At 55.4% G+C, this 24359-nt stretch carries 22 protein-coding genes; 21 read left to right on the plus strand and 1 reads right to left on the minus strand.

The window, feature by feature from the left end; genetic code table 11:
• The 21 genes from ilvN to mutT all read left to right on the plus strand — a co-directional run bounded on the left by ilvN (position 1) and on the right by mutT (position 24128).
• Entirely contained in the window at positions 1–492 is a 492-nt protein-coding gene (ilvN, locus tag DOU50_RS16700; RefSeq protein WP_008501994.1) for an acetolactate synthase small subunit, read from the plus strand.
• 179 nt (positions 493–671) lie between these two features.
• Entirely contained in the window at positions 672–1679 is a 1008-nt protein-coding gene (cra, locus tag DOU50_RS16705) for a catabolite repressor/activator (protein ID WP_008501993.1), read from the plus strand.
• 601 nt (positions 1680–2280) lie between these two features.
• Positions 2281–2739, plus strand: coding sequence for a division/cell wall cluster transcriptional repressor MraZ (gene mraZ / locus DOU50_RS16710; RefSeq protein WP_021240528.1), 459 nt, complete (start codon positions 2281–2283; stop codon positions 2737–2739).
• Between the two features lie 2 nt (positions 2740–2741).
• Positions 2742–3683: a 16S rRNA (cytosine(1402)-N(4))-methyltransferase RsmH gene (gene rsmH / locus DOU50_RS16715; protein WP_021240527.1), complete on the plus strand. Its 942-nt coding sequence runs from the start codon at positions 2742–2744 to the stop codon at positions 3681–3683.
• Complete coding sequence (gene ftsL, locus DOU50_RS16720) at positions 3680–4045, plus strand: cell division protein FtsL (RefSeq protein ID WP_008501989.1); 366 nt, start codon at positions 3680–3682, stop codon at positions 4043–4045. Before rsmH ends, ftsL begins: the two co-directional genes overlap by 4 nt.
• Positions 4046–4060: 15 nt before the next feature.
• Positions 4061–5827, plus strand: coding sequence for a peptidoglycan glycosyltransferase FtsI (locus DOU50_RS16725; RefSeq protein WP_024907454.1), 1767 nt, complete (start codon positions 4061–4063; stop codon positions 5825–5827).
• Positions 5814–7301 carry a UDP-N-acetylmuramoyl-L-alanyl-D-glutamate--2,6-diaminopimelate ligase gene (murE, locus tag DOU50_RS16730; RefSeq protein WP_032649816.1) on the plus strand — a complete coding sequence of 496 codons (1488 nt, stop codon included), beginning with the start codon at positions 5814–5816 and terminating at the stop codon, positions 7299–7301. The genes DOU50_RS16725 and murE overlap by 14 nt, the downstream gene beginning before the upstream one ends.
• A complete protein-coding gene (gene murF / locus DOU50_RS16735; RefSeq protein ID WP_148769771.1) occupies positions 7298–8656 on the plus strand; it encodes a UDP-N-acetylmuramoyl-tripeptide--D-alanyl-D-alanine ligase in 1359 nt (452 codons plus the stop codon). Before murE ends, murF begins: the two co-directional genes overlap by 4 nt.
• A complete protein-coding gene (gene mraY, locus DOU50_RS16740) occupies positions 8650–9732 on the plus strand; it encodes a phospho-N-acetylmuramoyl-pentapeptide-transferase (protein ID WP_008501985.1) in 1083 nt (360 codons plus the stop codon). Before murF ends, mraY begins: the two co-directional genes overlap by 7 nt.
• 2 nt (positions 9733–9734) lie before the next feature.
• The gene (gene murD / locus DOU50_RS16745; RefSeq protein ID WP_148769772.1) at positions 9735–11051 is read left to right on the plus strand and encodes a UDP-N-acetylmuramoyl-L-alanine--D-glutamate ligase; all 1317 of its coding nucleotides are present in this window, start codon (positions 9735–9737) and stop codon (positions 11049–11051) included.
• On the plus strand, positions 11051–12295 hold the full coding sequence (ftsW, locus tag DOU50_RS16750; protein WP_024907458.1) for a cell division protein FtsW: 1245 nt from the start codon (positions 11051–11053) through the stop codon (positions 12293–12295). Before murD ends, ftsW begins: the two co-directional genes overlap by 1 nt.
• Positions 12292–13356 (plus strand): undecaprenyldiphospho-muramoylpentapeptide beta-N-acetylglucosaminyltransferase, encoded by a 1065-nt coding sequence (gene murG, locus DOU50_RS16755; protein WP_023334504.1) that lies wholly within the window; start codon positions 12292–12294, stop codon positions 13354–13356. The genes ftsW and murG overlap by 4 nt, the downstream gene beginning before the upstream one ends.
• Positions 13357–13412: 56 nt before the next feature.
• Positions 13413–14888: a UDP-N-acetylmuramate--L-alanine ligase gene (murC, locus tag DOU50_RS16760; protein ID WP_148769773.1), complete on the plus strand. Its 1476-nt coding sequence runs from the start codon at positions 13413–13415 to the stop codon at positions 14886–14888.
• Positions 14881–15801: a D-alanine--D-alanine ligase gene (locus DOU50_RS16765; RefSeq protein WP_032649808.1), complete on the plus strand. Its 921-nt coding sequence runs from the start codon at positions 14881–14883 to the stop codon at positions 15799–15801. The genes murC and DOU50_RS16765 overlap by 8 nt, the downstream gene beginning before the upstream one ends.
• A gap of 1 nt (position 15802) precedes the next feature.
• Positions 15803–16645, plus strand: coding sequence for a cell division protein FtsQ (gene ftsQ / locus DOU50_RS16770; RefSeq protein WP_024907461.1), 843 nt, complete (start codon positions 15803–15805; stop codon positions 16643–16645).
• A complete protein-coding gene (ftsA, locus tag DOU50_RS16775; protein ID WP_023334508.1) occupies positions 16642–17898 on the plus strand; it encodes a cell division protein FtsA in 1257 nt (418 codons plus the stop codon). Before ftsQ ends, ftsA begins: the two co-directional genes overlap by 4 nt.
• Positions 17899–17961: 63 nt before the next feature.
• Positions 17962–19113, plus strand: coding sequence for a cell division protein FtsZ (ftsZ, locus tag DOU50_RS16780; protein WP_008501978.1), 1152 nt, complete (start codon positions 17962–17964; stop codon positions 19111–19113).
• A gap of 101 nt (positions 19114–19214) precedes the next feature.
• A complete protein-coding gene (lpxC, locus tag DOU50_RS16785; protein ID WP_008501977.1) occupies positions 19215–20132 on the plus strand; it encodes a UDP-3-O-acyl-N-acetylglucosamine deacetylase in 918 nt (305 codons plus the stop codon).
• A 279-nt stretch (positions 20133–20411) separates the two neighbouring features.
• Positions 20412–20915: a secA translation cis-regulator SecM gene (gene secM, locus DOU50_RS16790; RefSeq protein ID WP_073961640.1), complete on the plus strand. Its 504-nt coding sequence runs from the start codon at positions 20412–20414 to the stop codon at positions 20913–20915.
• Between the two features lie 58 nt (positions 20916–20973).
• On the plus strand, positions 20974–23679 hold the full coding sequence (gene secA, locus DOU50_RS16795; protein WP_024907463.1) for a preprotein translocase subunit SecA: 2706 nt from the start codon (positions 20974–20976) through the stop codon (positions 23677–23679).
• A 56-nt stretch (positions 23680–23735) separates the two neighbouring features.
• Entirely contained in the window at positions 23736–24128 is a 393-nt protein-coding gene (gene mutT / locus DOU50_RS16800) for an 8-oxo-dGTP diphosphatase MutT (RefSeq protein WP_024907464.1), read from the plus strand.
• A gap of 34 nt (positions 24129–24162) precedes the next feature.
• Here the strand turns inward: mutT and yacG are convergent, their stop codons facing one another.
• Positions 24163–24357 (minus strand): DNA gyrase inhibitor YacG, encoded by a 195-nt coding sequence (gene yacG, locus DOU50_RS16805; protein ID WP_024907465.1) that lies wholly within the window; start codon positions 24355–24357, stop codon positions 24163–24165.
• Between the last annotated feature and the right edge of the window lie 2 nt (positions 24358–24359).

Here is a 24359-nt window from a genome sequence, read left to right on the forward strand (position 1 = left end):
ATGCGCCGGATATTATCTGTTTTACTGGAAAACGAGTCTGGCGCACTGTCGCGCGTCATTGGTCTTTTTGCACAGCGCGGCTATAACATTGAAAGCCTGACCGTTGCTCCGACGGAAGACCCTACGCTATCGCGCATGACGATCCAAACCGTCGGCGATGCCAAAGTGCTTGAGCAGATTGAGAAACAGCTGCATAAGCTGGTCGACGTCCTGCGCGTGAGCGAGCTGGGGCAGGGGGCCTACGTTGAACGAGAGGTTATGCTGGTGAAAATCCAGGCCAGCGGCTACGGGCGTGAAGAAGTTAAACGCAATGCGGATATTTTCCGCGGACAGATTATTGACGTCACCCCTTCTCTTTATACGGTTCAGCTGGTTGGGACAAGCGACAAGCTGGATGCTTTCCTGGCATCAGTGCGGGATGTCGCAAAAATTGTCGAGGTCGCGAGATCGGGTGTAGTCGGTCTGTCACGCGGCGAGAAAATCATGCGTTAGTTGTCAAAAAGGTTCGCCTCTTTCTGCCCGGTCACCAAAGCCGGGCTTTTTTTTGCGTAATCAGCCGACAACGCAGATAAAAGCGGTTGCCGCGAAGGCTTTTCTGCGTTTAGATGTTAAAAGATTTAACCATAACCTTGACAGGGCCATGGACTCTTTTCTTTTTTTAAGGGGCAATTGTGAAACTGGATGAAATCGCCCGGCTAGCCGGCGTGTCACGAACAACGGCCAGCTATGTGATTAACGGTAAAGCAAAGCAGTACCGTGTTAGCGACAAGACCGTTGAAAAAGTTATGGCGGTGGTTCGTGAGCATAACTACCATCCGAATGCTGTCGCAGCCGGTCTGCGTGCCGGGCGTACCCGCTCTATTGGTCTGGTGATCCCTGACCTGGAAAACACCAGCTATACCCGTATCGCCAACTATCTTGAACGTCAGGCGCGTCAGCGCGGCTATCAGTTGCTGATTGCCTGCTCAGAAGACCAGCCCGATAACGAGATGCGCTGTATTGAGCATCTGCTCCAGCGTCAGGTGGATGCCATTATCGTGTCGACCTCCTTGCCGCCAGAGCATCCGTTCTACCAGCGCTGGGCGAATGACCCGTTCCCAATTGTGGCGCTGGATCGCGCGCTCGATCGCGAGCATTTCACCAGCGTCGTGGGTGCGGATCAGGATGATGCAGAAATGCTGGCCGCAGAGTTGAGAACGTTCCCCGCTGAAACGGTGCTGTATCTTGGCGCGTTGCCCGAGCTTTCCGTGAGCTTCCTGCGCGAGCAGGGATTCAGAACCGCCTGGAAAGACGATCCGCGCGAGGTTCACTACCTCTATGCCAACAGCTACGAGCGTGAAGCCGCCGCGCAGCTGTTCGAGAAATGGCTGGAAACGCATCCGATGCCTCAGGCGTTGTTCACCACGTCGTTTGCGTTGTTGCAGGGCGTCATGGACGTGACCTTACGCCGGGAAGGTAAACTGCCCTCCGATCTGGCGATTGCCACGTTCGGGGATAACGAGCTGCTTGACTTCCTCCAGTGCCCGGTGCTGGCGGTAGCACAGCGTCACCGCGATGTGGCTGAACGCGTGCTGGAGATTGTGCTGGCAAGCCTGGATGAGCCGCGCAAGCCGAAACCGGGCCTGACGCGTATCAAACGTAATCTCTACCATCGCGGAATTTTAAGCCGCCAAAAATGAAAATGACCGGGGCGGCGAAATCTGCCCCCCTTTTGTTGCGATAATTCGTGCAGATAATTCCCGGAGAGAAATTAGGATAATTCTTGAGGGATCTTAATCACCTATTTTTCTTAATTCATTCTGGCTTTTAAATTGTCTTTTTAAGAACGTCCGGTCGATTTTAAACGGCTTTCTTTGTATTATTTTGTTACAAACCCTTTTCGGTCGATGAATAATCAGACGTTTTTCCTCCTCCTTTGCCAGCTTACGTGGCAACCGCTGCGCTTACCGGGTGCCTGGGTGAATCTGGCGCTGTTATCCCCTGAGAATCTGTCATAAAATGCTGCCCGCGTCGCAAACTGACACTTTATATTTATCTGCGATGATATTGAGTGAGCTTTAACGCTAGTGTGCATATTCGGTTTTTTTCTTACAAATATTCATAACGTTAATTTTGCCTCGCCAGTTGTGCAGTTATTAACCAGGACTGTTTATCTCTGTAAATAGAGGGCTTCCGAGTCCTTATATGGAGAGTCCTGGCTTGACAAGCTTTTCCCTCGCTCCGTAAACTCCTTTAGGTGGGAATTTGTGGGTTAAAGTGGTGAGGAGGGGTGAGACTGGCATGTTCCGTGGAGCTACGTTAGTCAATCTCGACAGCAAAGGGCGTTTATCGGTACCAACCCGATACCGCGACCAGCTGATTGAGAACGCTGCGGGTCAAATGGTTTGCACCATTGACATTAACTCCCCCTGCCTGCTGCTTTACCCCTTGCCTGAATGGGAAATTATTGAGCAAAAGCTGTCGCGACTGTCGAGTATGAACCCGCAGGAACGCCGCGTACAGCGGCTGTTATTGGGGCATGCCAGTGAATGTCAGATGGATAACGCTGGGCGATTACTGATTGCCCCTGTGTTGCGGCAACATGCCGGTCTGACCAAAGAAGTGATGCTGGTCGGGCAGTTCAACAAGTTTGAACTGTGGGATGAAACGACCTGGTATCAACAGGTCAAGGAAGATATCGACGCTGAGCAGTCTGATTCCGCAACATTATCGGAACGGCTGCAGGACTTGTCTCTATAAATATGATGGAAAATTATAAACATAAAACGGTGTTACTGGACGAGGCCGTAAACGGCCTGAATATTCGTCCGGATGGCATCTACATTGATGGCACTTTTGGTCGCGGTGGTCACTCACGTTTGATTCTCTCCCAGCTTGGAGAGGAAGGACGTCTGCTGGCAATCGATCGCGATCCGCAGGCTATTGCCGTTGCACAGACCATCAATGACCCACGCTTTTCCATCGTGCATGGACCTTTCTCTGCGCTCGCGGATTATGTCGCTGAGCGCGGCCTGACGGGCAAGATCGACGGGATTCTTCTCGATCTTGGCGTCTCTTCACCCCAACTTGATGATGCTGAACGTGGTTTCTCCTTTATGCGTGATGGTCCGCTGGACATGCGGATGGACCCGACGCGCGGTCAATCTGCCGCTGAGTGGCTACAGACCGCTGACGAAGCCGATATTGCATGGGTCATCAAAACGTTCGGCGAAGAGCGCTTTGGCAAACGTATTGCGCGCGCCATCGTTGAGCGCAATCGCATTGAGCCAATGACCCGCACCAAAGAGTTGGCCGAAGTGATCGCGGCGGCGACACCGGTGAAGGATAAGCACAAACATCCCGCGACCCGTACCTTCCAGGCGGTTCGCATCTGGGTAAACAGTGAACTGGAGGAAATAGAGCTGGCGCTAAAAAGCTCGCTCGACGTGCTTGCCCCGGGTGGGCGGTTATCCATCATCAGCTTCCATTCGCTGGAAGACCGTATTGTGAAACGCTTTATGCGTGAACAAAGCCGCGGTCCACAGGTGCCAGCGGGGCTGCCGATGACGGAAGAACAACTCAGGAAGCTGGGTGGCCGTCAGTTGCGAGCATTAGGCAAGTTGATGCCGGGCGAAGAAGAAGTGGCAGAGAATCCACGCGCCCGTAGTTCAGTGCTGCGTGTTGCAGAGAGGACGAACGCATGATCGGCAGAGTGACAGAGACCCTAAGCAAAGTTAAGGATTCGTTAGGAAGCAACGAGCGCCATGCCTTGCCTGGCGTGATCGGCGACGATCTTTTGCGGTTTGGGAAACTGCCACTCTGTCTGTTCATTTGCATCATTGTCACGGCAGTTACGGTGGTGACCACCGCCCACCATACACGTTTATTGACTGCGCAACGCGAGCAGATGGTACTGGAACGCGATGCGCTGGATATTGAATGGCGAAATCTGATCCTTGAAGAAAACGCGCTCGGCGATCATAGCCGGGTTGAACGGATCGCAACGGAAAAGCTGCAACTGCAGCATGTTGATCCTTCGCAGGAAAATATCGTAGTACAAAAATAAGGGAAAACGCGACGCATGAAAGCAGCGGCAAAAACGCTAAAACCAAAACGTCAGGAAGAACAGGCCAACTTTGTCAGTTGGCGTTTTGCGTTGCTTTGCGGCTGCATTTTACTGGCGCTGGGTTTCCTGCTGGGCCGCGTGGCCTGGCTACAAATCGTCGCCCCTGACATGCTGGTACGCCAGGGCGATATGCGCTCTCTGCGCGTCCAGGAAGTGTCGACATCCCGCGGGATGATCACCGACCGCTCGGGTCGTCCGCTGGCGGTGAGCGTGCCGGTGAAGGCTATCTGGGCCGATCCGAAAGAACTGCATGATGCTGGCGGCATCACGCTTGATAACCGGTGGAAGGCCCTTGCGGATGCGCTGAAGATGCCGCTGGACCAGTTATCTTCACGCGTGAATACCAACCCGAGAGGGCGCTTTATCTATCTGGCGCGTCAGGTGAATCCTGACATGGCGGACTACATCAAAAAATTGAAGCTGCCGGGGATCCATCTTCGCGAAGAATCCCGCCGGTACTATCCATCCGGCGAAGTGACTGCTCACCTCATTGGCTTTACTAACGTTGATAGCCAGGGGATTGAGGGCGTTGAAAAAAGCTTTGATAAATGGCTGACCGGTCAGCCCGGTGAGCGCATTGTGCGTAAAGACCGCTATGGTCGCGTGATCGAGGATATTTCCTCAACGGACAGCCAGGCAGCACACAACCTTGCGCTGAGTATCGATGAGCGGTTACAGGCGCTGGTTTACCGCGAGCTGAACAACGCCGTGGCCTTTAACAAAGCGGAATCGGGCAGTGCCGTGTTAGTTGATGTCAACACGGGTGAAGTGCTGGCGATGGCCAATAGCCCGTCCTACAACCCTAACAATCTTACCGGTACGCAAAAGGATATTATGCGTAACCGTACCATCACCGACGTGTTCGAACCGGGTTCGACCGTTAAGCCGATGGTCGTCATGACTGCACTTCAGCGCGGTATCGTTAATGAAAATACCGTACTGAATACCATTCCTTACCGAATTAACGGTCACGAAATCAAAGACGTGGCGCGCTACAGCGAATTGACCCTGACCGGGGTGTTACAGAAGTCGAGTAACGTCGGTGTTTCAAAGCTGGCGTTAGCGATGCCGTCCTCAGCGTTAGTAGAGACTTACTCACGTTTTGGGCTTGGAAAGGCGACCAATTTGGGGTTGGTCGGAGAACGCAGTGGCTTATATCCTCAAAAACAACGGTGGTCTGACATAGAGAGGGCCACCTTCTCTTTCGGCTACGGGCTAATGGTGACACCGTTACAGTTAGCGCGAGTCTACGCAACGATCGGCAGCTATGGCGTCTATCGTCCGCTGTCGATTACCAAAGTTGATCCACCGGTTCCCGGTGAGCGTATCTTCCCGGAATCGACCGTCCGTACTGTTGTTCATATGATGGAAAGCGTGGCGCTGCCCGGCGGCGGCGGCGTGAAGGCGGCAATCAAAGGTTATCGCATCGCTATCAAGACCGGTACGGCGAAAAAAGTGGGGCCGGATGGCCGCTATATCAACAAATACATTGCCTATACCGCAGGCGTTGCGCCTGCAAGCAATCCGCGTTTTGCGCTGGTGGTCGTGATTAACGATCCACAGGCGGGTAAATACTACGGCGGCGCCGTCTCCGCGCCTGTGTTCGGGGCTATCATGGGCGGCGTGTTACGTACCATGAACATTGAACCAGATGCGCTGGCGACGGGCGAAAAAAGTGAATTTGTAATTAATCAAGGCGAGGGTACAGGTGGCAGATCGTAATTTGCGCGACCTTCTCGCTCCGTGGGTGCCAAATGCACCGGAGCGAGCACTGCGAGAGATGATACTGGACAGCCGCGTGGCTGCTTCTGGCGATCTTTTTGTGGCGGTGGTCGGTCATCAGGCGGACGGGCGTCGTTATATCCCGCAGGCGATTGCGCAAGGTGTGGCTGCCATTATTGCTGAGGCTAAAGATGAGGCAACCGACGGTGAGATCCGTGAAATGCACGGGGTGCCGGTTATCTATCTCAGCCAGTTAAACGAGCGTCTTTCCGCACTGGCGGGGCGTTTTTATCACGAACCTTCCGACCAGCTGCGCCTGGTTGGCGTGACGGGTACCAACGGTAAAACCACCACCACGCAGCTGATGGCGCAGTGGGCCCAGCTGCTGGGTGAAACCGGTGCGGTGATGGGGACCGTGGGTAATGGCCTGCTGGGCAAAGTGAGCCCGACGGAAAACACCACCGGTTCCGCGGTAGACGTACAGCATGTGCTTGCCGGTCTGGCAGGGCAGGGGGCAACCTTTGCTGCGATGGAAGTCTCTTCGCACGGTCTGGTACAGCACCGCGTCGCGGCGCTGAAATTTGCCGCTTCCGTGTTTACCAATCTGAGCCGCGATCATCTTGATTATCATGGTGATATGGAGCATTACGAAGCCGCGAAATGGCTGCTGTTCTCTACTCACCATTACGGACAAGCCATCATCAACGCCGACGACGAAGTGGGCCGCCGCTGGCTGGCGAAGCTGCCGGATGCGGTTGCAGTGTCGATGGAAGACCATATCAATCCGAACTGCCACGGCCGCTGGCTGAAGGCGGTTGAAGTGAATTACCACGACAGCGGGGCGACAATCCGCTTTGCCTCTTCCTGGGGTGAAGGCGAAATTGAAAGCCGCCTGATGGGCGCGTTTAACGTCAGCAACCTGCTGCTGGCGCTGGCGACGCTGCTCGCGCTGGGTTATCCAATGGCTGAGCTGCTGAAAACCTCAGCGCGTCTGCAGCCGGTTTGCGGCCGTATGGAAGTGTTCAGCGCGCCGGGCAAGCCGACCGTTGTGGTTGATTATGCCCACACGCCGGACGCGCTGGAAAAAGCGCTGGAAGCGGCGCGCCTGCACTGCACAGGGAAGCTCTGGTGCGTGTTTGGCTGCGGCGGCGATCGCGACAAAGGCAAACGCCCGCTGATGGGGGCTATTGCCGAGCAGTTTGCAGATATTCCGGTAGTCACCGATGACAACCCGCGTACGGAAGAGCCGCGCGCCATCATCAATGACATTCTGGCGGGCATGCTGGACGCGGGCCGCGCTCGCGTGGTGGAAGGCCGTGCGGAAGCCGTGACTAACACCATCATGCAGGCGCGGGAGAATGATGTAGTCCTGCTGGCGGGTAAAGGCCATGAAGATTATCAGATCGTTGGCAATCGCCGTCTGGACTACTCGGACCGCGTAACGGCAGCACGTCTGCTGGGAGTCGTGGCATGATTAGCATCACGTTAAGCCAGGCCGCTGCCATTCTGCAGGGCGACCTGCACGGGCAAGACCTGACGATTGATGCCGTCACGACGGACACCCGCAAAATCTCCGCAGGCTGTCTGTTTGTGGCGCTGAAAGGCGAGCGTTTTGACGCGCATGATTTTGCTGAACAGGCCAAAGAGAACGGCGCCGGTGCGCTGCTGGTCAGCCGCAAGCTGGATATCGATCTGCCGCAAATTGTGGTGAAAGATACGCGTCTCGCGTTCGGTGAGCTGGCCGCCTGGGTCCGTCAGCAGGTCCCTGCGCGCGTTGTCGCCCTGACGGGATCATCAGGCAAGACGTCGGTGAAAGAGATGACGGCGGCGATCCTCAGCCAGTGCGGGAATACGCTTTATACCGCGGGCAACCTCAATAATGACATCGGCGTGCCGATGACATTACTCCGCCTGACCAAAGAACATGAATTTGCGGTGATCGAGTTAGGGGCAAACCACCAGGGCGAAATCGCCTGGACCGTGAGCCTGACTCGCCCGGAAGCCGCACTGGTGAATAACCTCGCGGCTGCGCATCTGGAAGGCTTTGGCTCGCTGGAAGGCGTAGCAAAAGCCAAAGGTGAGATTTACACCGGCCTGCCGGATGACGGTATCGCCATCCTGAACGCCGATAACAACGACTGGCTGAACTGGCAGAGCATTATTGGTTCGCGTAAAACCTGGCGCTTCTCGCCGAATGCGGTCAACAGTGATTTTACCGCGACCAATATCCACGTGACGTCGCACGGCACAGAATTCACCCTCACCACCCCAACGGGTGGTGTCGATGTGCTGCTGCCGCTGCCGGGTCGCCATAACATCGCCAATGCGCTTGCGGCGGCGGCGTTGTCGACGGCGGTGGGCGCGTCGCATGAAGCGATTAAAACCGGGCTGGCGAACCTGAAAGCCGTGCCGGGACGTCTGTTCCCGATTCAGCTTTCGGAAAATAAGCTGCTGCTGGATGACTCCTACAACGCGAACGTTGGCTCGATGACGGCGGCGGTGCAGGTGTTATCTGAAATGCCGGGCTATCGCATCATGGTGGTTGGCGATATGGCAGAGCTGGGCGACGAAAGCGAAGCCTGTCATATCCAGGTCGGTGAAGCGGCGAAAGCGGCGGGGCTGGACTGTGTGCTGAGCGCAGGAAAACTGAGCCAGGCGATTAGCTATGCCAGCGGCGTTGGCGAGCATTTTGCTGACAAAGCCGCGTTGATAGAGCGCCTTAAAGCGTTGATTGCAGAAAAACAAATTGTGACTGTGTTAGTGAAAGGTTCACGTAGTGCCGCCATGGAAGAGGTTGTGCACGCATTACAGGAGAACGGGACATGTTAGTTTGGCTGGCCGAACATTTGGTCAAATATTATTCAGGCTTTAACGTCTTTTCATATCTGACGTTTCGCGCCATCGTCAGCCTGCTGACTGCGCTGTTCATCTCGTTGTGGATGGGCCCGCGCATGATTGCCCGTCTGCAAAAACTCTCTTTCGGTCAGGTTGTACGTAACGACGGTCCGGAATCGCACTTCAGCAAACGCGGTACGCCGACCATGGGCGGGATCATGATCCTGACCGCCATCGTCGTTTCCGTGCTGCTGTGGGCCTATCCCTCCAACCCGTACGTCTGGTGCGTTCTGACGGTACTGGTGGGTTACGGGATCATCGGTTTTGTTGATGACTACCGCAAAGTTGTTCGTAAAGACACCAAAGGCCTGATTGCCCGCTGGAAATATTTCTGGATGTCGGTGATTGCGCTGGGCGTGGCCTTCGCGCTGTATCTGGCCGGGAAAGATACGCCAGCCACCGAGCTGGTCGTGCCGTTCTTTAAAGACGTGATGCCACAGCTGGGGCTGTTCTACATCCTGCTGGCCTACTTTGTGATTGTCGGTACCGGCAACGCCGTAAACCTGACCGACGGTCTGGATGGCCTGGCCATTATGCCAACCGTCTTTGTGGCCGCCGGTTTTGCGCTGGTGGCATGGGCGACCGGTAACATGAACTTTGCGAACTACCTGCACATCCCTTATCTGCGCCACGCGGGTGAGCTGGTGATCGTCTGTACGGCGATCGTCGGCGCGGGGCTGGGCTTCCTGTGGTTCAACACCTATCCGGCGCAGGTCTTTATGGGGGACGTCGGTTCTCTGGCTTTGGGCGGTGCGCTCGGCATTATCGCCGTACTGCTGCGTCAGGAGTTCCTGCTGGTGATCATGGGCGGCGTGTTTGTGGTTGAAACCCTGTCGGTGATTTTGCAGGTCGGTTCCTTCAAGCTGCGCGGTCAGCGCATCTTCCGTATGGCGCCGATTCACCACCACTATGAACTGAAAGGCTGGCCGGAGCCGCGCGTGATTGTGCGCTTCTGGATTATTTCGCTGATGCTGGTGCTGATTGGCCTGGCAACGCTGAAGGTACGTTAATCATGGCAGATTACCAGGGCAAAAAAGTCGTTATCATCGGGCTGGGCCTTACGGGGCTCTCCTGCGTGGACTTTTTCCTCGCGCGTGGCGTGACGCCGCGCGTGATGGATACGCGTGTCTCTCCGCCGGGTCTGGACAAACTGCCTGAACAGGTTGAACGCCACCTTGGTGGTCTGAATGATGACTGGCTGCTGGCAGCCGATCTGATTGTCGCCAGCCCGGGTATGGCGCTGGCGCATCCTTCACTGAGCGCTGCCGCGGATGCGGGCGTTGAGATTGTCGGCGATATTGAGCTGTTCTGCCGCGAAGCGCAGGCGCCCGTTATCGCCATTACCGGTTCTAACGGTAAAAGCACCGTCACTACCCTGGTGGGTGAAATGGCGAAAGCGGCGGGCATGAACGTCGGCGTTGGCGGTAACATTGGTTTACCCGCTCTGATGCTGTTGGATAAAGGCTGTGAGCTGTATGTTCTCGAGCTTTCCAGCTTCCAGCTGGAAACAACCTCCAGCCTGCACGCTGCGGCTGCGACAATCCTCAACGTGACTGAAGATCACATGGACAGATATCCATTTGGTCTGCAGCAGTATCGTGCCGCCAAGCTGCGCGTTTATGAGAATGCCAAAGTCTGCGTAGTGAATGCCGATGACGCGCTGACCATGCCGGTGCGTGGCGCAGACGATCGCTGCATCAGCTTCGGTATCACGATGGGGGATTACCACCTGAACCGCCAGCTGGGCGAAACCTGGCTGCGCGTGAAGGGTGAAAAAGTGCTGAACGTGAAAGAGATGAAGCTCACTGGTCAGCACAACTATACCAATGCCCTGGCGGCGCTGGCGCTGGCAGATGCAGTAGGGCTGCCACGCTCCTCCAGCCTGAAAGCATTAACCACGTTTTCTGGGCTGGCACACCGTTTCCAGCTGGCGCTGGAGCACAACGGCGTACGCTGGATCAACGACTCTAAAGCCACCAACGTGGGCAGCACGGAGGCCGCGCTGAACGGCCTGCACGTTGACGGCACGCTGCATTTGCTGCTGGGTGGCGACGGTAAATCAGCGGATTTCTCCTCCCTGAAACCGTATCTTTCCGGTGATAACGTCCGTCTGTACTGCTTCGGCCGTGACGGCAGCGAGCTGGCTGCAGTGCGCCCTGAGGTCGCCGAGCAAACCGAAACCATGGAACAGGCGATGCGGCTGATTGCTCCTCGCGTGAAGCCAGGCGATATGGTGCTGCTCTCTCCGGCCTGCGCCAGCCTCGATCAATTCAAGAATTTCGAACAGCGTGGTGATGTCTTTACCCGCCTGGCGAAGGAGTTAGGCTGATGCGTTTATCTCTCCCTCGCCTGAAAATGCCGCGCCTGCCAGGATTTGGGATCCTGGCATGGCTGTTTGCGGCGCTCAAAGGCTGGGTGATGGGCTCTCGTCAAAAAGATAACGACAGCCTGGTCATGTACGATCGCACGCTGTTCTGGCTCACGATGGGGCTGGCAGCGGTCGGCTTTATTATGGTGACGTCCGCCTCAATGCCCGTCGGGCAGCGTCTGGCGAACGATCCTTTCCTGTTTGCCAAGCGTGATGGTCTGTACATCATCCTGGCGTTTTGCCTGGCGCTGGTGACCTTGCGTCTGCCAATGGAGTTTTGGCAGCGGCACAGTACGGCGATGCTGATCGCCTCGATTATTATGCTGCTGATCGTACTGGTGGTGGGGAGCTCTGTTAACGGGGCATCGCGCTGGATCGCCTTTGGCCCGCTGCGTATTCAGCCTGCGGAATTTACCAAGCTCTCCCTGTTCTGCTACCTGGCTAACTACCTGGTGCGTAAGGTAGATGAAGTGCGTAACAACCTGCGCGGCTTCTTAAAACCGATGGGCGTGATTCTGGTGCTGGCGGTATTACTGCTGGCGCAGCCTGACCTCGGTACCGTTGTCGTGCTGTTCGTTACCACCCTGGCGATGCTGTTCCTGGCGGGCGCGAAGCTGTGGCAGTTCATCGCTATCATCGGAATGGGGATTTCGGCGGTTGTGCTGCTGATCCTCGCCGAGCCTTACCGTATTCGCCGTGTAACCTCGTTCTGGAACCCGTGGGAAGATCCGTTCGGCAGCGGTTATCAGCTGACTCAGTCGCTGATGGCCTTTGGTCGCGGCGAAGTCTGGGGACAGGGTCTGGGTAACTCGGTACAGAAACTGGAGTATTTACCGGAAGCGCACACTGACTTCATCTTCTCCATTATTGCGGAAGAACTGGGTTATATCGGTGTGGTATTAGCGCTATTAATGGTATTCTTCGTCGCTTTCCGCGCCATGTCCATCGGCCGGAAAGCGCTGGAGATCGATCACCGCTTCTCAGGATTCTTAGCCTGTTCAATTGGTATCTGGTTTAGCTTCCAGGCATTGGTTAACGTCGGGGCCGCAGCGGGTATGCTGCCGACCAAAGGTCTGACGTTGCCGTTGATCAGTTATGGTGGTTCCAGTCTGTTGATTATGTCGACGGCCATCATGTTTTTGTTGCGTATAGATTATGAGACGCGTCTGGAAAAAGCCCAGGCGTTTACACGAGGTTCACGATGAATCAACCGAAGCGGTTAATGGTGATGGCAGGCGGTACCGGCGGACACGTGTTCCCGGGACTGGCGGTTGCGCACCATTTAATGGATCAGGGCTGGCAGGTACGCTGGCTGGGAACCGCAGACCGCATGGAAGCCGATCTGGTACCGAAGCACGGTATCGAGATCGACTTTATTCGTATTTCCGGCCTTCGGGGCAAAGGCCTCAAGGCAATGCTGCTGGCACCGGTGCGTATTTTTAACGCCTGGCGTCAGGCGCGCACCATCATGAAGCGCTTTAAGCCGGATGTGGTGCTGGGCATGGGCGGCTATGTCTCGGGTCCTGGCGGGCTGGCGGCGTGGTCGTTAGGTATTCCCGTTGTGCTGCATGAGCAGAACGGTATTGCCGGTCTGACCAACAAGTGGCTGGCGAAAATCGCCACCAAAGTTATGCAGGCGTTTCCCGGCGCGTTCCCGAAAGCGGACGTGGTAGGTAACCCGGTGCGTGTGGACGTGCTGGCGCTGCCGCTGCCGGACGCTCGCCTGACGGGCCGTGAAGGGCCGGTGCGTGTACTGGTCGTCGGCGGCTCTCAGGGCGCGCGTATCTTAAACCAGACGATGCCGCAGGTTGCCGCAAAGCTGGGGGATGCCGTGACGATCTGGCACCAGAGCGGAAAAGGTGCTCAGCAGACCGTTGAGCAGGCTTATGCAGACGAAGGTCAGCCGCAGCATAAAGTCACCGAGTTTATCGACGACATGGCGGCAGCGTATGCCTGGGCCGATGTCGTGGTCTGTCGTTCAGGCGCCCTGACGGTGAGCGAGATCGCCGCCGCCGGTCTGCCTGCCCTGTTTGTGCCGTTCCAGCACAAAGACCGACAGCAGTACTGGAATGCGTTGCCGCTTGAGAAAGCTGGCGCGGCGAAAATTTTTGAACAGCCACAATTTACCGCCGACGCGGTCGCCACCACCCTGGCGGGCTGGAACAGAGACGCACTGCTGGAGATGGCGCAACGCGCGCGCGCGGCCGCTATCCCTGATGCGACGGAACGGGTGGCAAAAGAAGTGAGCCTGGCAGCCCAGGCTTAACCCTCGCAGCGCGTGAAGCGCGGCACGAATTTTAAGTAGTCGATGGCGTTTAGAGAATGAATACACAACAACTGGCAAAACTGCGTTCAATCGTGCCCGAGATGCGTCGCGTCCGGCACATTCACTTTGTTGGCATCGGTGGTGCTGGCATGGGCGGTATTGCCGAAGTGTTAGCTAACGAAGGCTATCAGATCAGCGGGTCTGACCTGGCGCCAAACCCTGTTACGCAGCAACTGGCGTCGCTTGGGGCGACTATCTATTTCAACCATCGTCCGGAAAACGTGCGCGATGCGAGCGTGGTGGTGGTCTCAAGCGCCATCTCCTCTGACAATCCGGAAATCGTTGCCGCGCATGAAGCGCGCATTCCGGTGATCCGCCGTGCAGAAATGCTGGCGGAACTGATGCGTTTCCGTCACGGCATCGCTATTGCCGGGACCCACGGTAAAACCACGACCACGGCGATGGTCTCCAGTATTTATGCGGAAGCGGGTCTCGATCCGACCTTCGTCAACGGCGGTCTGGTCAAAGCCGCAGGCGTACATGCGCGTCTGGGCCACAGCCGTTATCTGATTGCCGAAGCGGATGAGAGCGACGCGTCGTTCCTGCACCTGCAGCCAATGGTGGCGATTGTCACCAACATCGAAGCTGACCATATGGATACCTACCAGGGCGACTTCGAAAACCTAAAGCAGACCTTCATCAACTTCCTGCACAACCTGCCGTTCTATGGACGCGCGGTGATGTGCGTAGACGATCCGGTGATCCGCGAGCTGCTGCCGCGCGTGGGTCGTCAAATCACCACTTACGGCTTCAGCGAAGACGCTGACGTTCGCGTGGAAGAGTACAAACAGATTGGTGCGCAGGGGCATTTCACGCTGGCGCGTCAGGACAAAGAACTGCTGCACGTCATGCTGAATGCGCCAGGTCGTCATAACGCCCTCAATGCCGCAGCGGCAGTGGCCGTCGCGACGGAAGAAGGCATTGATGATGATGCGATTCTGCGCGCGCTGGAAAGCTTCCAGGGCACCGGCCGTCGCTTCGACTTCCTCGGTGAATTCCCGCTGGACGCCGTGAACGGTAAAGTCGGCACAGCGATGCTGGTGGACGACTACGGCCACCATCCGACCGAAGTGGACGCCACCATCAAAGCCGCACGTGCAGGCTGGCCTGACAAGAATCTGGTGATGATCTTCCAGCCGCACCGCTTCACGCGTACGCGCGATCTGTACGACGATTTCGCCAGCGTCCTTTCACAGGTAGATACACTGTTAATGCTGGATGTTTATTCAGCGGGCGAAACTCCGATTCCGGGCGCAGACAGTCGTTCTTTATGTCGCACCATCCGTGGACGCGGTAAAGTTGACCCTATTCTGGTTTCTGACCCTGCACAGGTGGCGGAAATTCTGGCTCCGGTCCTGACAGGTAACGATTTGATTCTGATTCAGGGCGCGGGAAATATCGGCAAAATCGCCCGTACCTTAGCTGAAATCAAACTGAAGCCGCAAACTCAGGAGGATGAGCATCATGGCTGATAAGATTGCTGTCCTGTCTGGCGGCACCTCCGCCGAGCGTGAGGTTTCCCTGAATTCCGGCGCGGCTGTGCTCGCGGGCCTGCGTGAAGGGGGCGTCAATGCGCACCTGGTCGACCCAAAAGAGGTCGACGTGACGCAATTAAAAGCCATGGGTTTCGATAAAGTCTTTATCGCTTTGCATGGTCGCGGCGGTGAAGATGGCACCCTGCAGGGGCTTCTGGATTTGATCGGCATGCCGTACACCGGCAGCGGCGTGATGGCCTCCGCTATCTCTATGGATAAACTGCGCAGCAAACTCCTGTGGCAGGGCGCTGGGTTACCCGTTGCGCCATGGGTTGCACTGACGCGTCGCGAATTTGAATTGGGCCTGCCGGATAGCGTTAATACACGCATTGCTGAACTGGGCTTACCGGTTATTGTAAAGCCCAGCCGGGAAGGCTCCAGTGTGGGAATGTCCAAAGTCGACAAAGCTGAAGATCTTTCGTCCGCTTTAGCACTGGCATTTCAACATGATGAAGAAGTTCTGATTGAAAAATGGCTCAGCGGGCCAGAATTTACCGTCGCGATGCTTGGCGAAGAAATTTTACCGTCAATCCGCATCCAACCCGCTGGAGTCTTCTATGATTATGAGGCGAAGTATCTCTCTGATGAGACGCAATATTTCTGCCCTTGTGGTCTTGAAGCCGAGCGTGAAGCAGATTTACAGTCCCTGGTGCTTAAAGCCTGGCATGTTCTGGGATGCCGCGGCTGGGGACGCATCGACGTGATGCAGGACAGTGATGGGCAATTTTATTTGCTGGAAGCCAATACCTCTCCGGGAATGACCAGTCACAGCCTTGTGCCGATGGCTGCGCGTCAGGCGGGGATGAGTTTCTCGCAGTTAGTCGTACGCATTCTGGACCAGGCGGGCTGATATGTCTCAGGCTGCATTGAACACGCGCAACCGCGATGACGAGGACGAATACACCTCTTCACGCCGCAGTAATGGAACGCGTCTTGCAGGCATCATTTTCCTGCTCGGGGTGTTGTGCACTGTGTTTATCAGCGGCTGGATGGTCCTGGGCTGGATGGAAGATGCGCAGCGGTTGCCGCTCTCTAAGCTGGTGGTCACCGGCGAGCGCCACTACACGCGTAACGACGATATTCGTCAGTCAATACTGGCGCTGGGCTCGCCTGGCACCTTTATGACGCAGGACGTCAATATTATCCAGAGCCAGATAGAACGTCTGCCATGGATAAAACAGGCGAGCGTAAGAAAGCAATGGCCTGATGAATTGAAGATTCATCTGGTTGAATATGTGCCCATTGCGCGTTGGAATGATCAGCACATGGTTGACGTAGACGGAAATTCCTTCAGCGTCCCGACCGATCGTGTCAACAAGCAAAATTTACCGATGTTGTATGGCCCTGAAGGCAGCGAAAACGAAGTGTTACAGGGTTTTCGCGAAATGGGTCAGGTGCTGGCGAAGGACAGGTTTACGTTAAAAGATGCTGCCATGACGGCGCGCCGTTCCTGGCAACTGACGTTAACGAACGGCATTAAGCTCAACCTGGGACGCGGAGACACAATGAAGCGTCTGGCGCGTTTTGTCGAACTTTACCCGGTTTTACAGCAGCAGGCACAGACTGACGGCAAACGGATAAGCTACGTTGATTTGCGCTATGACTCAGGCGCAGCAGTCGGTTGGGTACCGGCTCCGGTCGAGGAACCTAATCAGCAACAGAATCAGGCACAGGTACAGGCAGAACAACAATGATCAAGGCGACGGACAGAAAACTGGTAGTTGGACTGGAGATTGGCACCGCGAAGGTTGCCGCTTTAGTAGGGGAAGTTCTGCCCGACGGTATGGTCAATATCATTGGCGTAGGCAGTTGCCCGTCCCGTGGTATGGATAAAGGTGGGGTAAACGATCTTGAATCGGTGGTGAAATGCGTTCAGCGCGCCATCGATCAGGCTGAATTGATGGCAGATTGCCAGATTTCTTCTGTCTATCTGGCCCTTTCTGGTAAGCACATTAGCTGCCAGAACGAAATTGGTATGGTGCCGATTTCTGAGGAAGAAGTCACGCAGGAAGACGTTGAAAACGTCGTGCACACGGCGAAGTCCGTGCGCGTCCGCGATGAGCATCGCGTGCTGCATGTCATCCCGCAGGAATATGCGATTGACTACCAGGAAGGGATCAAGAACCCGGTCGGTCTTTCTGGCGTACGTATGCAGGCAAAAGTGCACCTGATCACATGTCACAACGATATGGCGAAGAACATTGTAAAAGCCGTTGAACGTTGTGGCCTGAAAGTTGACCAACTTATTTTCGCGGGTCTGGCGGCAAGTTATTCCGTGCTGACCGAAGATGAACGTGAACTGGGTGTCTGTGTGGTCGATATTGGTGGTGGTACAATGGATATTGCCGTATATACCGGCGGTGCGTTGCGCCACACCAAAGTGATCCCGTACGCAGGGAACGTCGTGACCAGCGATATTGCTTACGCTTTTGGTACGCCGCCGAGCGATGCAGAAGCGATTAAAGTGCGCCACGGCTGTGCGCTGGGGTCTATTGTTGGCAAAGATGAGAGCGTTGAAGTGCCGAGCGTTGGTGGTCGTCCACCGCGCAGCCTGCAGCGCCAGACGTTGGCAGAGGTGATTGAGCCGCGCTATACCGAGCTGCTCAACCTGGTCAACGAAGAGATTTTACAGTTACAGGAACAGCTTCGTCAGCAGGGCGTTAAACATCATCTTGCGGCGGGGATTGTATTAACCGGCGGCGCAGCGCAAATTGAAGGTCTTGCGGCCTGTGCACAGCGCGTGTTCCATACGCAGGTGCGTATTGGTGCGCCGCTGAATATCACCGGTTTAACGGATTATGCTCAGGAGCCGTATTATTCAACGGCCGTGGGCCTGCTCCACTACGGGAAGGAATCTCATCTCAGTGGTGAAGCAGAAGTGGAAAAACGCGTCTCAGTGGGGTCGTGGGTCAAACGACTGAACAACTGGTTGCGAAAAGAGTTTTAATTTTTTTAAGAGACCGGAGAGAATTAGCGGTCTCGGGCGACAGGCACAACGGAGAGAGAAATTATGTTTGAACCTATGGAACTGACCAACGACGCGGTGATTAAAGTCATCGGCGTCGGTGGCGGCGGCGGTAACGCCGTAGAGCATATGGTGCGTGAACGCATTGAGGGTGTTGAGTTCTTCGCAGTTAACACCGATGCACAGGCACTGCGTAAAACGGCTGTAGGCCAGACTATCCAGATCGGCGGTGGTATCACCAAAGGGCTGGGAGCAGGGGCTAACCCGGAAGTGGGTCGCAATGCGGCTGAAGAAGATCGTGAAGCCCTGCGCGCTGCACTGGAAGGTGCGGACATGGTCTTCATCGCAGCAGGTATGGGTGGCGGTACCGGTACCGGCGCAGCACCTGTTGTGGCTGAAGTGGCAAAAGATTTAGGTATCCTGACCGTTGCTGTCGTGACCAAGCCTTTCAACTTTGAAGGCAAGAAGCGTATGGCGTTCGCGGAGCAGGGTATCACCGAGCTGTCCAAGCATGTGGACTCGCTGATCACCATCCCGAACGATAAGCTGTTGAAAGTTCTGGGTCGCGGTATCTCCCTGCTGGACGCATTCGGTGCAGCAAACGACGTGCTGAAAGGTGCGGTTCAGGGTATCGCTGAACTGATTACCCGTCCTGGCCTGATGAACGTTGACTTTGCAGACGTTCGCACCGTGATGTCCGAAATGGGCTACGCGATGATGGGCTCTGGCGTGGCGAGCGGTGAAGACCGTGCAGAAGAAGCGGCTGAAATGGCTATCTCTTCTCCACTGCTGGAAGATATCGATCTGTCTGGTGCGCGCGGCGTGCTGGTCAACATTACCGCTGGCTTCGACCTGCGTCTGGATGAGTTCGAAACCGTGGGTAACACTATCCGTGCGTTCGCCTCTGACAACGCTACCGTGGTAATCGGTACTTCCCTTGACCCTGAAATGAACGACGAGCTGCGTGTTACCGTTGTTGCGACCGGTATCGGTATGGACAAACGTCCTGAGATCACCTTAGTGACCAACAAGCAGACTCAGCAACCGGTAATGGATCGTTACCAGCAGCACGGTATGTCTCCTCTGACTCAGGAGCAGAAACCGGCCGCGAAAGTGGTGAATGACCCAACGCCGCAAACGGCGAAAGAGCCAGATTATCTGGATATCCCGGCGTTCCTGCGTAAGCAAGCTGACTAAGAATTGGCTGGAATTAGGGGATTTGCGCTCTTTGTGCTAAACTGGCCCACCGTTAGTGATATACACTCTCGGTTGGATAGTTAATTTGGCGAGATTATACGATGATCAAACAAAGGACACTTAAACGTATCGTTCAGGCGACTGGTGTCGGTTTACATACCGGCAAGAAAGTCACGCTGACGTTACGCCCTGCGCCGGCCAATACCGGGGTCATCTATCGTCGCACCGACTTGAATCCACCGGTAGATTTTCCGGCCGATGCCAAATCTGTGCGTGATACTATGCTCTGTACTTGTCTGGTGAACGAGCATGACGTGCGGATTTCTACCGTAGAGCACCTGAACGCCGCCCTGGCGGGTCTGGGTATCGACAACATTATTGTTGAAGTCGATGCGCCAGAAATCCCGATTATGGATGGCAGTGCTGCACCGTTCGTCTATCTGTTGCTGGATGCCGGCATCGAAGAACTGAACTGCGCGAAGAAATTTGTACGCATCAAAGAGACCGTTCGCGTCGAAGATGGCGACAAGTGGGCTGAATTCAAACCGTACAATGGTTTCTCGTTGGACTTTACCATCGACTTTAACCATCCGGCGATTGACTCCAGCACCCAACGCTATGCGATGAACTTCTCTGCTGATGCGTTTATGCGCCAGATCAGCCGAGCCCGTACATTTGGCTTCATGCGTGATATCGAATATCTGCAGTCCCGCGGCCTGTGCCTGGGCGGCAGCTTCGATTGTGCCATCGTTGTTGACGATTATCGCGTACTGAACGAAGACGGCCTGCGTTTCGAAGATGAATTCGTTCGTCACAAAATGCTGGATGCTATCGGCGACCTGTTCATGTGTGGTCACAACATCATTGGTGCATTTACCGCGTTCAAATCCGGTCATGCGCTGAACAACAAACTGTTGCAGGCCGTCCTGGCAAAACAGGAAGCCTGGGAATATGTGACCTTCGAAGACGAAGCTGAACTGCCGCTGGCTTTCAAAGCACCAAGCATGGTTCTGGCGTAACGGTTCAAACCGTTTCGTAAAAAAATCGACTGGTTAACCTGGTACTCTCTCCGACCAGGAAGACCAGTCGTTTTTATTTTTATCCTTCTTCGTTTGCCCCGGCGTTATCTCTCGTTTGTCTTACGCAGAAAATGTGTGCGTTAGCTGCATTCTTGACCGTTTTTCCCCGCGGCGGCACCTCATTCCTGCTGATGTACATTAGCTTTAGTGGTACTATCTGGGCGCTAAAAAGAATAACTGAACTCAGCCTCTGCAAGGCTGGCTTATTGGGTGGAGCAGGTGAGCGGAATACTGACGCGCTGGCGACAATTTGGCAGACGTTACTTCTGGCCGCATCTCTTATTAGGGATGGTCGCGGCGAGTTTCGGCTTGCCTGCGCTCAGCAACAGTGCCGAAGCGGCGACGCCCGCGAAAACCTCTACCACCAAACACGATCTCAACACGCGGGTTAACTTTACAAACCTCGCGTGGCTTGAAGCCAGCCGCCGCCCGAATTTCTCCGTTGATTACTGGCACCAGCACGCTATCCGCACGGTTATCCGTCATCTCTCCTTCGCGATGGCACCACAGGCCATGCCTGTTGCGGAAGAGACGCTTCCGGTGCAGGCACAGCATCTTGCGCTGCTGGACACGCTCAACGCGCTGCTCACGCAGGACAGCCAGCCGCCGGTTATGGTTCGCCAGACGACGCAGCTCGCGCTCGTTCCGCCTGTCTCATTCTCTGTTTCAACCTGGATTAGCCAGACTCACGGCATTCGTGCCGGGCCGCAACGCCTCAGCTAAATTAACTTTTTCAATACCTTAATTTATCTGCCCACGATGGGGCGTTTGAGAATTTATTATGCTAATCAAATTGTTAACTAAAGTTTTTGGTAGTCGTAACGATCGTACCCTGCGCCGTATGCGCAAAGCTGTTGCCGTCATCAACGGTATGGAACCGGCGATGGAGAAGCTCTCTGATGATGAGCTGAAAGCGAAAACGGCGGAATTCCGTGCGCGTCTGGAAAAAGGCGAAACCTTAGAAAGCCTGATCCCGGAAGCGTTTGCTGTTGTGCGTGAAGCGAGTAAGCGCGTATTCGGCATGCGTCACTTCGACGTTCAGCTGCTGGGCGGTATGGTGCTTAACGAGCGCTGCATCGCGGAAATGCGTACCGGTGAAGGTAAAACCCTGACCGCAACGCTGCCGGCTTACCTGAACGCGCTGACCGGTAAAGGCGTTCACGTGGTAACCGTCAACGACTATCTGGCGCAGCGTGACGCCGAAAACAACCGTCCACTGTTCGAATTCCTCGGTATGACCGTCGGCATCAACATGTCCGGCCTGCCTGCGCCAGCCAAGCGTGAAGCGTATAACGCGGACATCACCTACGGCACCAACAACGAATACGGCTTCGACTACCTGCGTGACAACATGGCGTTCAGCCCGGAAGAACGCGTACAGCGTAAACTGCACTATGCGCTGGTGGATGAGGTGGACTCCATCCTGATCGATGAAGCGCGTACTCCGCTTATCATCTCCGGCCCGGCTGAAGACAGCTCCGAGATGTACCGTAAGGTCGACAAAATCATTCCACACCTGCTGCGTCAGGAGAAAGAGGACTCGGATACCTTCCAGGGTGAAGGCCACTTCTCCGTTGATGAAAAAGCGCGCCAGGTGAACCTGACCGAACGTGGTCTGGTGAAAATTGAAGAGCTGCTGGTCGCTGAAGGCATTATGGAAGAGGGCGAGTCTCTGTACTCCCCGAGCAACATTATGCTGATGCACCACGTGACCGCCGCGCTGCGTGCCCACGCGCTGTTCACCCGCGACGTCGACTACATCGTAAAAGACGGCGAAGTGATCATCGTCGATGAGCACACCGGCCGTACCATGCAGGGACGTCGCTGGTCTGACGGTCTGCACCAGGCTGTGGAAGCCAAAGAAGGCGTGGATATTCAGAATGAAAACCAGACGCTGGCGTCTATCACCTTCCAGAACTACTTCCGTCTGTACGAGAAGCTGGCGGGGATGACCGGTACTGCCGATACCGAAGCGTTTGAATTCAGCTCTATCTACAAGCTGGATACCGTGGTCGTTCCAACCAACCGTCCGATGATCCGTAAGGATATGCCGGACCTGGTGTACATGACCGAAGCGGAAAAAATTCAGGCGATCATCGAAGATATTCGCGACCGTACTGCCAATGGCCAGCCGGTTCTGGTGGGGACCATCTCCATCGAGAAATCCGAAGTGGTTTCGCACGAGCTGACGAAAGCGGGTATCCAACACAACGTTCTTAACGCCAAATTCCACGCCAAAGAAGCGGACATCGTTGCGCAGGCGGGTTATCCGGCTGCCGTAACCATCGCCACCAACATGGCGGGTCGTGGTACCGACATTATGCTGGGCGGTAGCTGGCAGGCTGAAGTGGCGGAGCTGGAAAACCCAACGCCAGAACAGATTGCCCAGATCAAAGCCGACTGGCAGGTTCGTCATGACGCCGTTCTGGCGTCCGGCGGTCTGCACATCATCGGTACAGAACGTCATGAATCCCGTCGTATCGATAACCAGCTGCGTGGTCGTGCGGGTCGTCAGGGTGATGCCGGTTCATCCCGGTTCTACCTGTCTATGGAAGATGCGCTGATGCGTATTTTTGCCTCCGACCGCGTGTCCGGCATGATGCGTAAGCTGGGGATGAAACCTGGCGAAGCTATTGAGCACCCGTGGGTCACCAAAGCGATCGCTAACGCACAGCGCAAAGTGGAAAGCCGTAACTTCGATATTCGTAAGCAGCTGCTGGAATATGATGACGTGGCTAACGATCAGCGCCGTGCGATCTACACCCAGCGTAACGAACTGCTGGACGTGTCCGATGTGAGCGAAACCATCAACAGCATTCGTGAAGATGTGTTCAAAGCCACCATCGACGCGCATATTCCACCGCAGTCTCTGGAAGAGATGTGGGATATTGAAGGCCTGCAGGAACGTCTGAAAAATGACTTTGACCTCGAACTGCCAATCAAAGAGTGGCTGGACAAAGAGCCTGAGCTGCACGAAGAGACCCTGCGTGAACGTATCTTTGAAACCGCGCTGGACGTTTACAAGCGTAAGGAAGAGGTTGTTGGCGCTGAAATGATGCGTCACTTCGAAAAAGGCGTGATGCTGCAGACTCTGGACTCCCTGTGGAAAGAGCACCTGGCGGCGATGGACTACCTGCGTCAGGGTATCCACCTGCGTGGCTATGCGCAGAAAGATCCGAAGCAGGAATACAAGCGTGAATCCTTCTCCATGTTTGCGTCTATGCTGGAGTCACTGAAGTACGAAGTGATCAGCACCCTGAGCAAGGTTCAGGTGCGTATGCCGGAAGAAGTGGAAGCGATGGAGCAGCAGCGTCGTGAAGAAGCCGAGCGTCTGGCACAAATGCAACAGCTGAGTCATCAGACCGACGACAGCGAAGCCGCAGCGGCGATCGCCGCGCAGACCGGCGATCGTAAAGTGGGTCGTAACGATCCGTGCCCGTGTGGTTCCGGTAAAAAGTACAAGGCGTGCCACGGCCGTCTGAGCTAAGTTCATAAAAAACAAAAAGGCGCAGACATCTGCGCCTTTTTTATGGAAGTAACAATATGAAAATACTGCAAATTGCCGTCGGGATTATTCGCAACCCGCAAAACCAAATCTTCATCACCCAGCGTGCTGCCGACGCCCATATGGCGAACAAGTGGGAGTTTCCGGGCGGTAAAATCGAGTCAGGTGAAACACCGGAAGAGGCGCTGGTTCGGGAACTTCAGGAAGAGGTGGGGATCACTCCGCTTGGCGCTACGCTGTTTGATAAGCTTGAGTACCAGTTTCCGGACAGGCACATCACGCTGTGGTTCTGGCTAGTGGAAAACTGGGAAGGTGAACCCTGGGGAAAAGAGGGGCAGCCGGGTAACTGGGTGGCGCTTCAGGCAAGTGATGCCGAAAAATTCCCGCCAGCTAATGAACCTGTGATCCTGCGGTTAGTCGCACAACCGTAGGCCTGCTGAGCGACGCGCCAGCAGGCTTTACAGATTACTGCTGGGTTTCACTCCAGTCGTCGCTGTCGGAGAGATCGCCTTTACTCGGAATGCGTTTCTCTTCCGCCGCCCATTCGCCCAGGTCAATAAGCTGGCAGCGTTTGCAGCAGAATGGGCGGAACGGACTCACTTCGCCCCAGACAACGGTTTTGCCACAGGTAGGGCAGTTTACGGTGGTGACATCAGACATCG

The sequence above is a fragment of the Enterobacter sp. C6 genome, from assembly GCF_008122455.1.
Lineage (GTDB): Bacteria > Pseudomonadota > Gammaproteobacteria > Enterobacterales > Enterobacteriaceae > Enterobacter > Enterobacter pseudoroggenkampii.

Bases quoted from the DNA above. Each gene is read 5' to 3' on its own strand.
- ilvN (WP_008501994.1), top strand. From the start codon at position 1: ATGCGCCGGATATTATCTGTTTTACTGGAAAACGAGTCTGGCGCACTG.
- mraZ (WP_021240528.1), top strand. From the start codon at position 2,281: ATGTTCCGTGGAGCTACGTTAGTCAATCTCGACAGCAAAGGGCGTTTA.
- rsmH (WP_021240527.1), top strand. From the start codon at position 2,742: ATGATGGAAAATTATAAACATAAAACGGTGTTACTGGACGAGGCCGTA.
- ftsL (WP_008501989.1), top strand. From the start codon at position 3,680: ATGATCGGCAGAGTGACAGAGACCCTAAGCAAAGTTAAGGATTCGTTA.
- DOU50_RS16725 (WP_024907454.1), top strand. From the start codon at position 4,061: ATGAAAGCAGCGGCAAAAACGCTAAAACCAAAACGTCAGGAAGAACAG.
- murF (WP_148769771.1), top strand. From the start codon at position 7,298: ATGATTAGCATCACGTTAAGCCAGGCCGCTGCCATTCTGCAGGGCGAC.
- mraY (WP_008501985.1), top strand. From the start codon at position 8,650: ATGTTAGTTTGGCTGGCCGAACATTTGGTCAAATATTATTCAGGCTTT.
- murD (WP_148769772.1), top strand. From the start codon at position 9,735: ATGGCAGATTACCAGGGCAAAAAAGTCGTTATCATCGGGCTGGGCCTT.
- ftsW (WP_024907458.1), top strand. From the start codon at position 11,051: ATGCGTTTATCTCTCCCTCGCCTGAAAATGCCGCGCCTGCCAGGATTT.
- murG (WP_023334504.1), top strand. From the start codon at position 12,292: ATGAATCAACCGAAGCGGTTAATGGTGATGGCAGGCGGTACCGGCGGA.
- murC (WP_148769773.1), top strand. From the start codon at position 13,413: ATGAATACACAACAACTGGCAAAACTGCGTTCAATCGTGCCCGAGATG.
- DOU50_RS16765 (WP_032649808.1), top strand. From the start codon at position 14,881: ATGGCTGATAAGATTGCTGTCCTGTCTGGCGGCACCTCCGCCGAGCGT.
- ftsQ (WP_024907461.1), top strand. From the start codon at position 15,803: ATGTCTCAGGCTGCATTGAACACGCGCAACCGCGATGACGAGGACGAA.
- ftsA (WP_023334508.1), top strand. From the start codon at position 16,642: ATGATCAAGGCGACGGACAGAAAACTGGTAGTTGGACTGGAGATTGGC.
- ftsZ (WP_008501978.1), top strand. From the start codon at position 17,962: ATGTTTGAACCTATGGAACTGACCAACGACGCGGTGATTAAAGTCATC.
- lpxC (WP_008501977.1), top strand. From the start codon at position 19,215: ATGATCAAACAAAGGACACTTAAACGTATCGTTCAGGCGACTGGTGTC.
- secA (WP_024907463.1), top strand. From the start codon at position 20,974: ATGCTAATCAAATTGTTAACTAAAGTTTTTGGTAGTCGTAACGATCGT.
- mutT (WP_024907464.1), top strand. From the start codon at position 23,736: ATGAAAATACTGCAAATTGCCGTCGGGATTATTCGCAACCCGCAAAAC.
- yacG (WP_024907465.1), bottom strand. From the start codon at position 24,357: ATGTCTGATGTCACCACCGTAAACTGCCCTACCTGTGGCAAAACCGTT.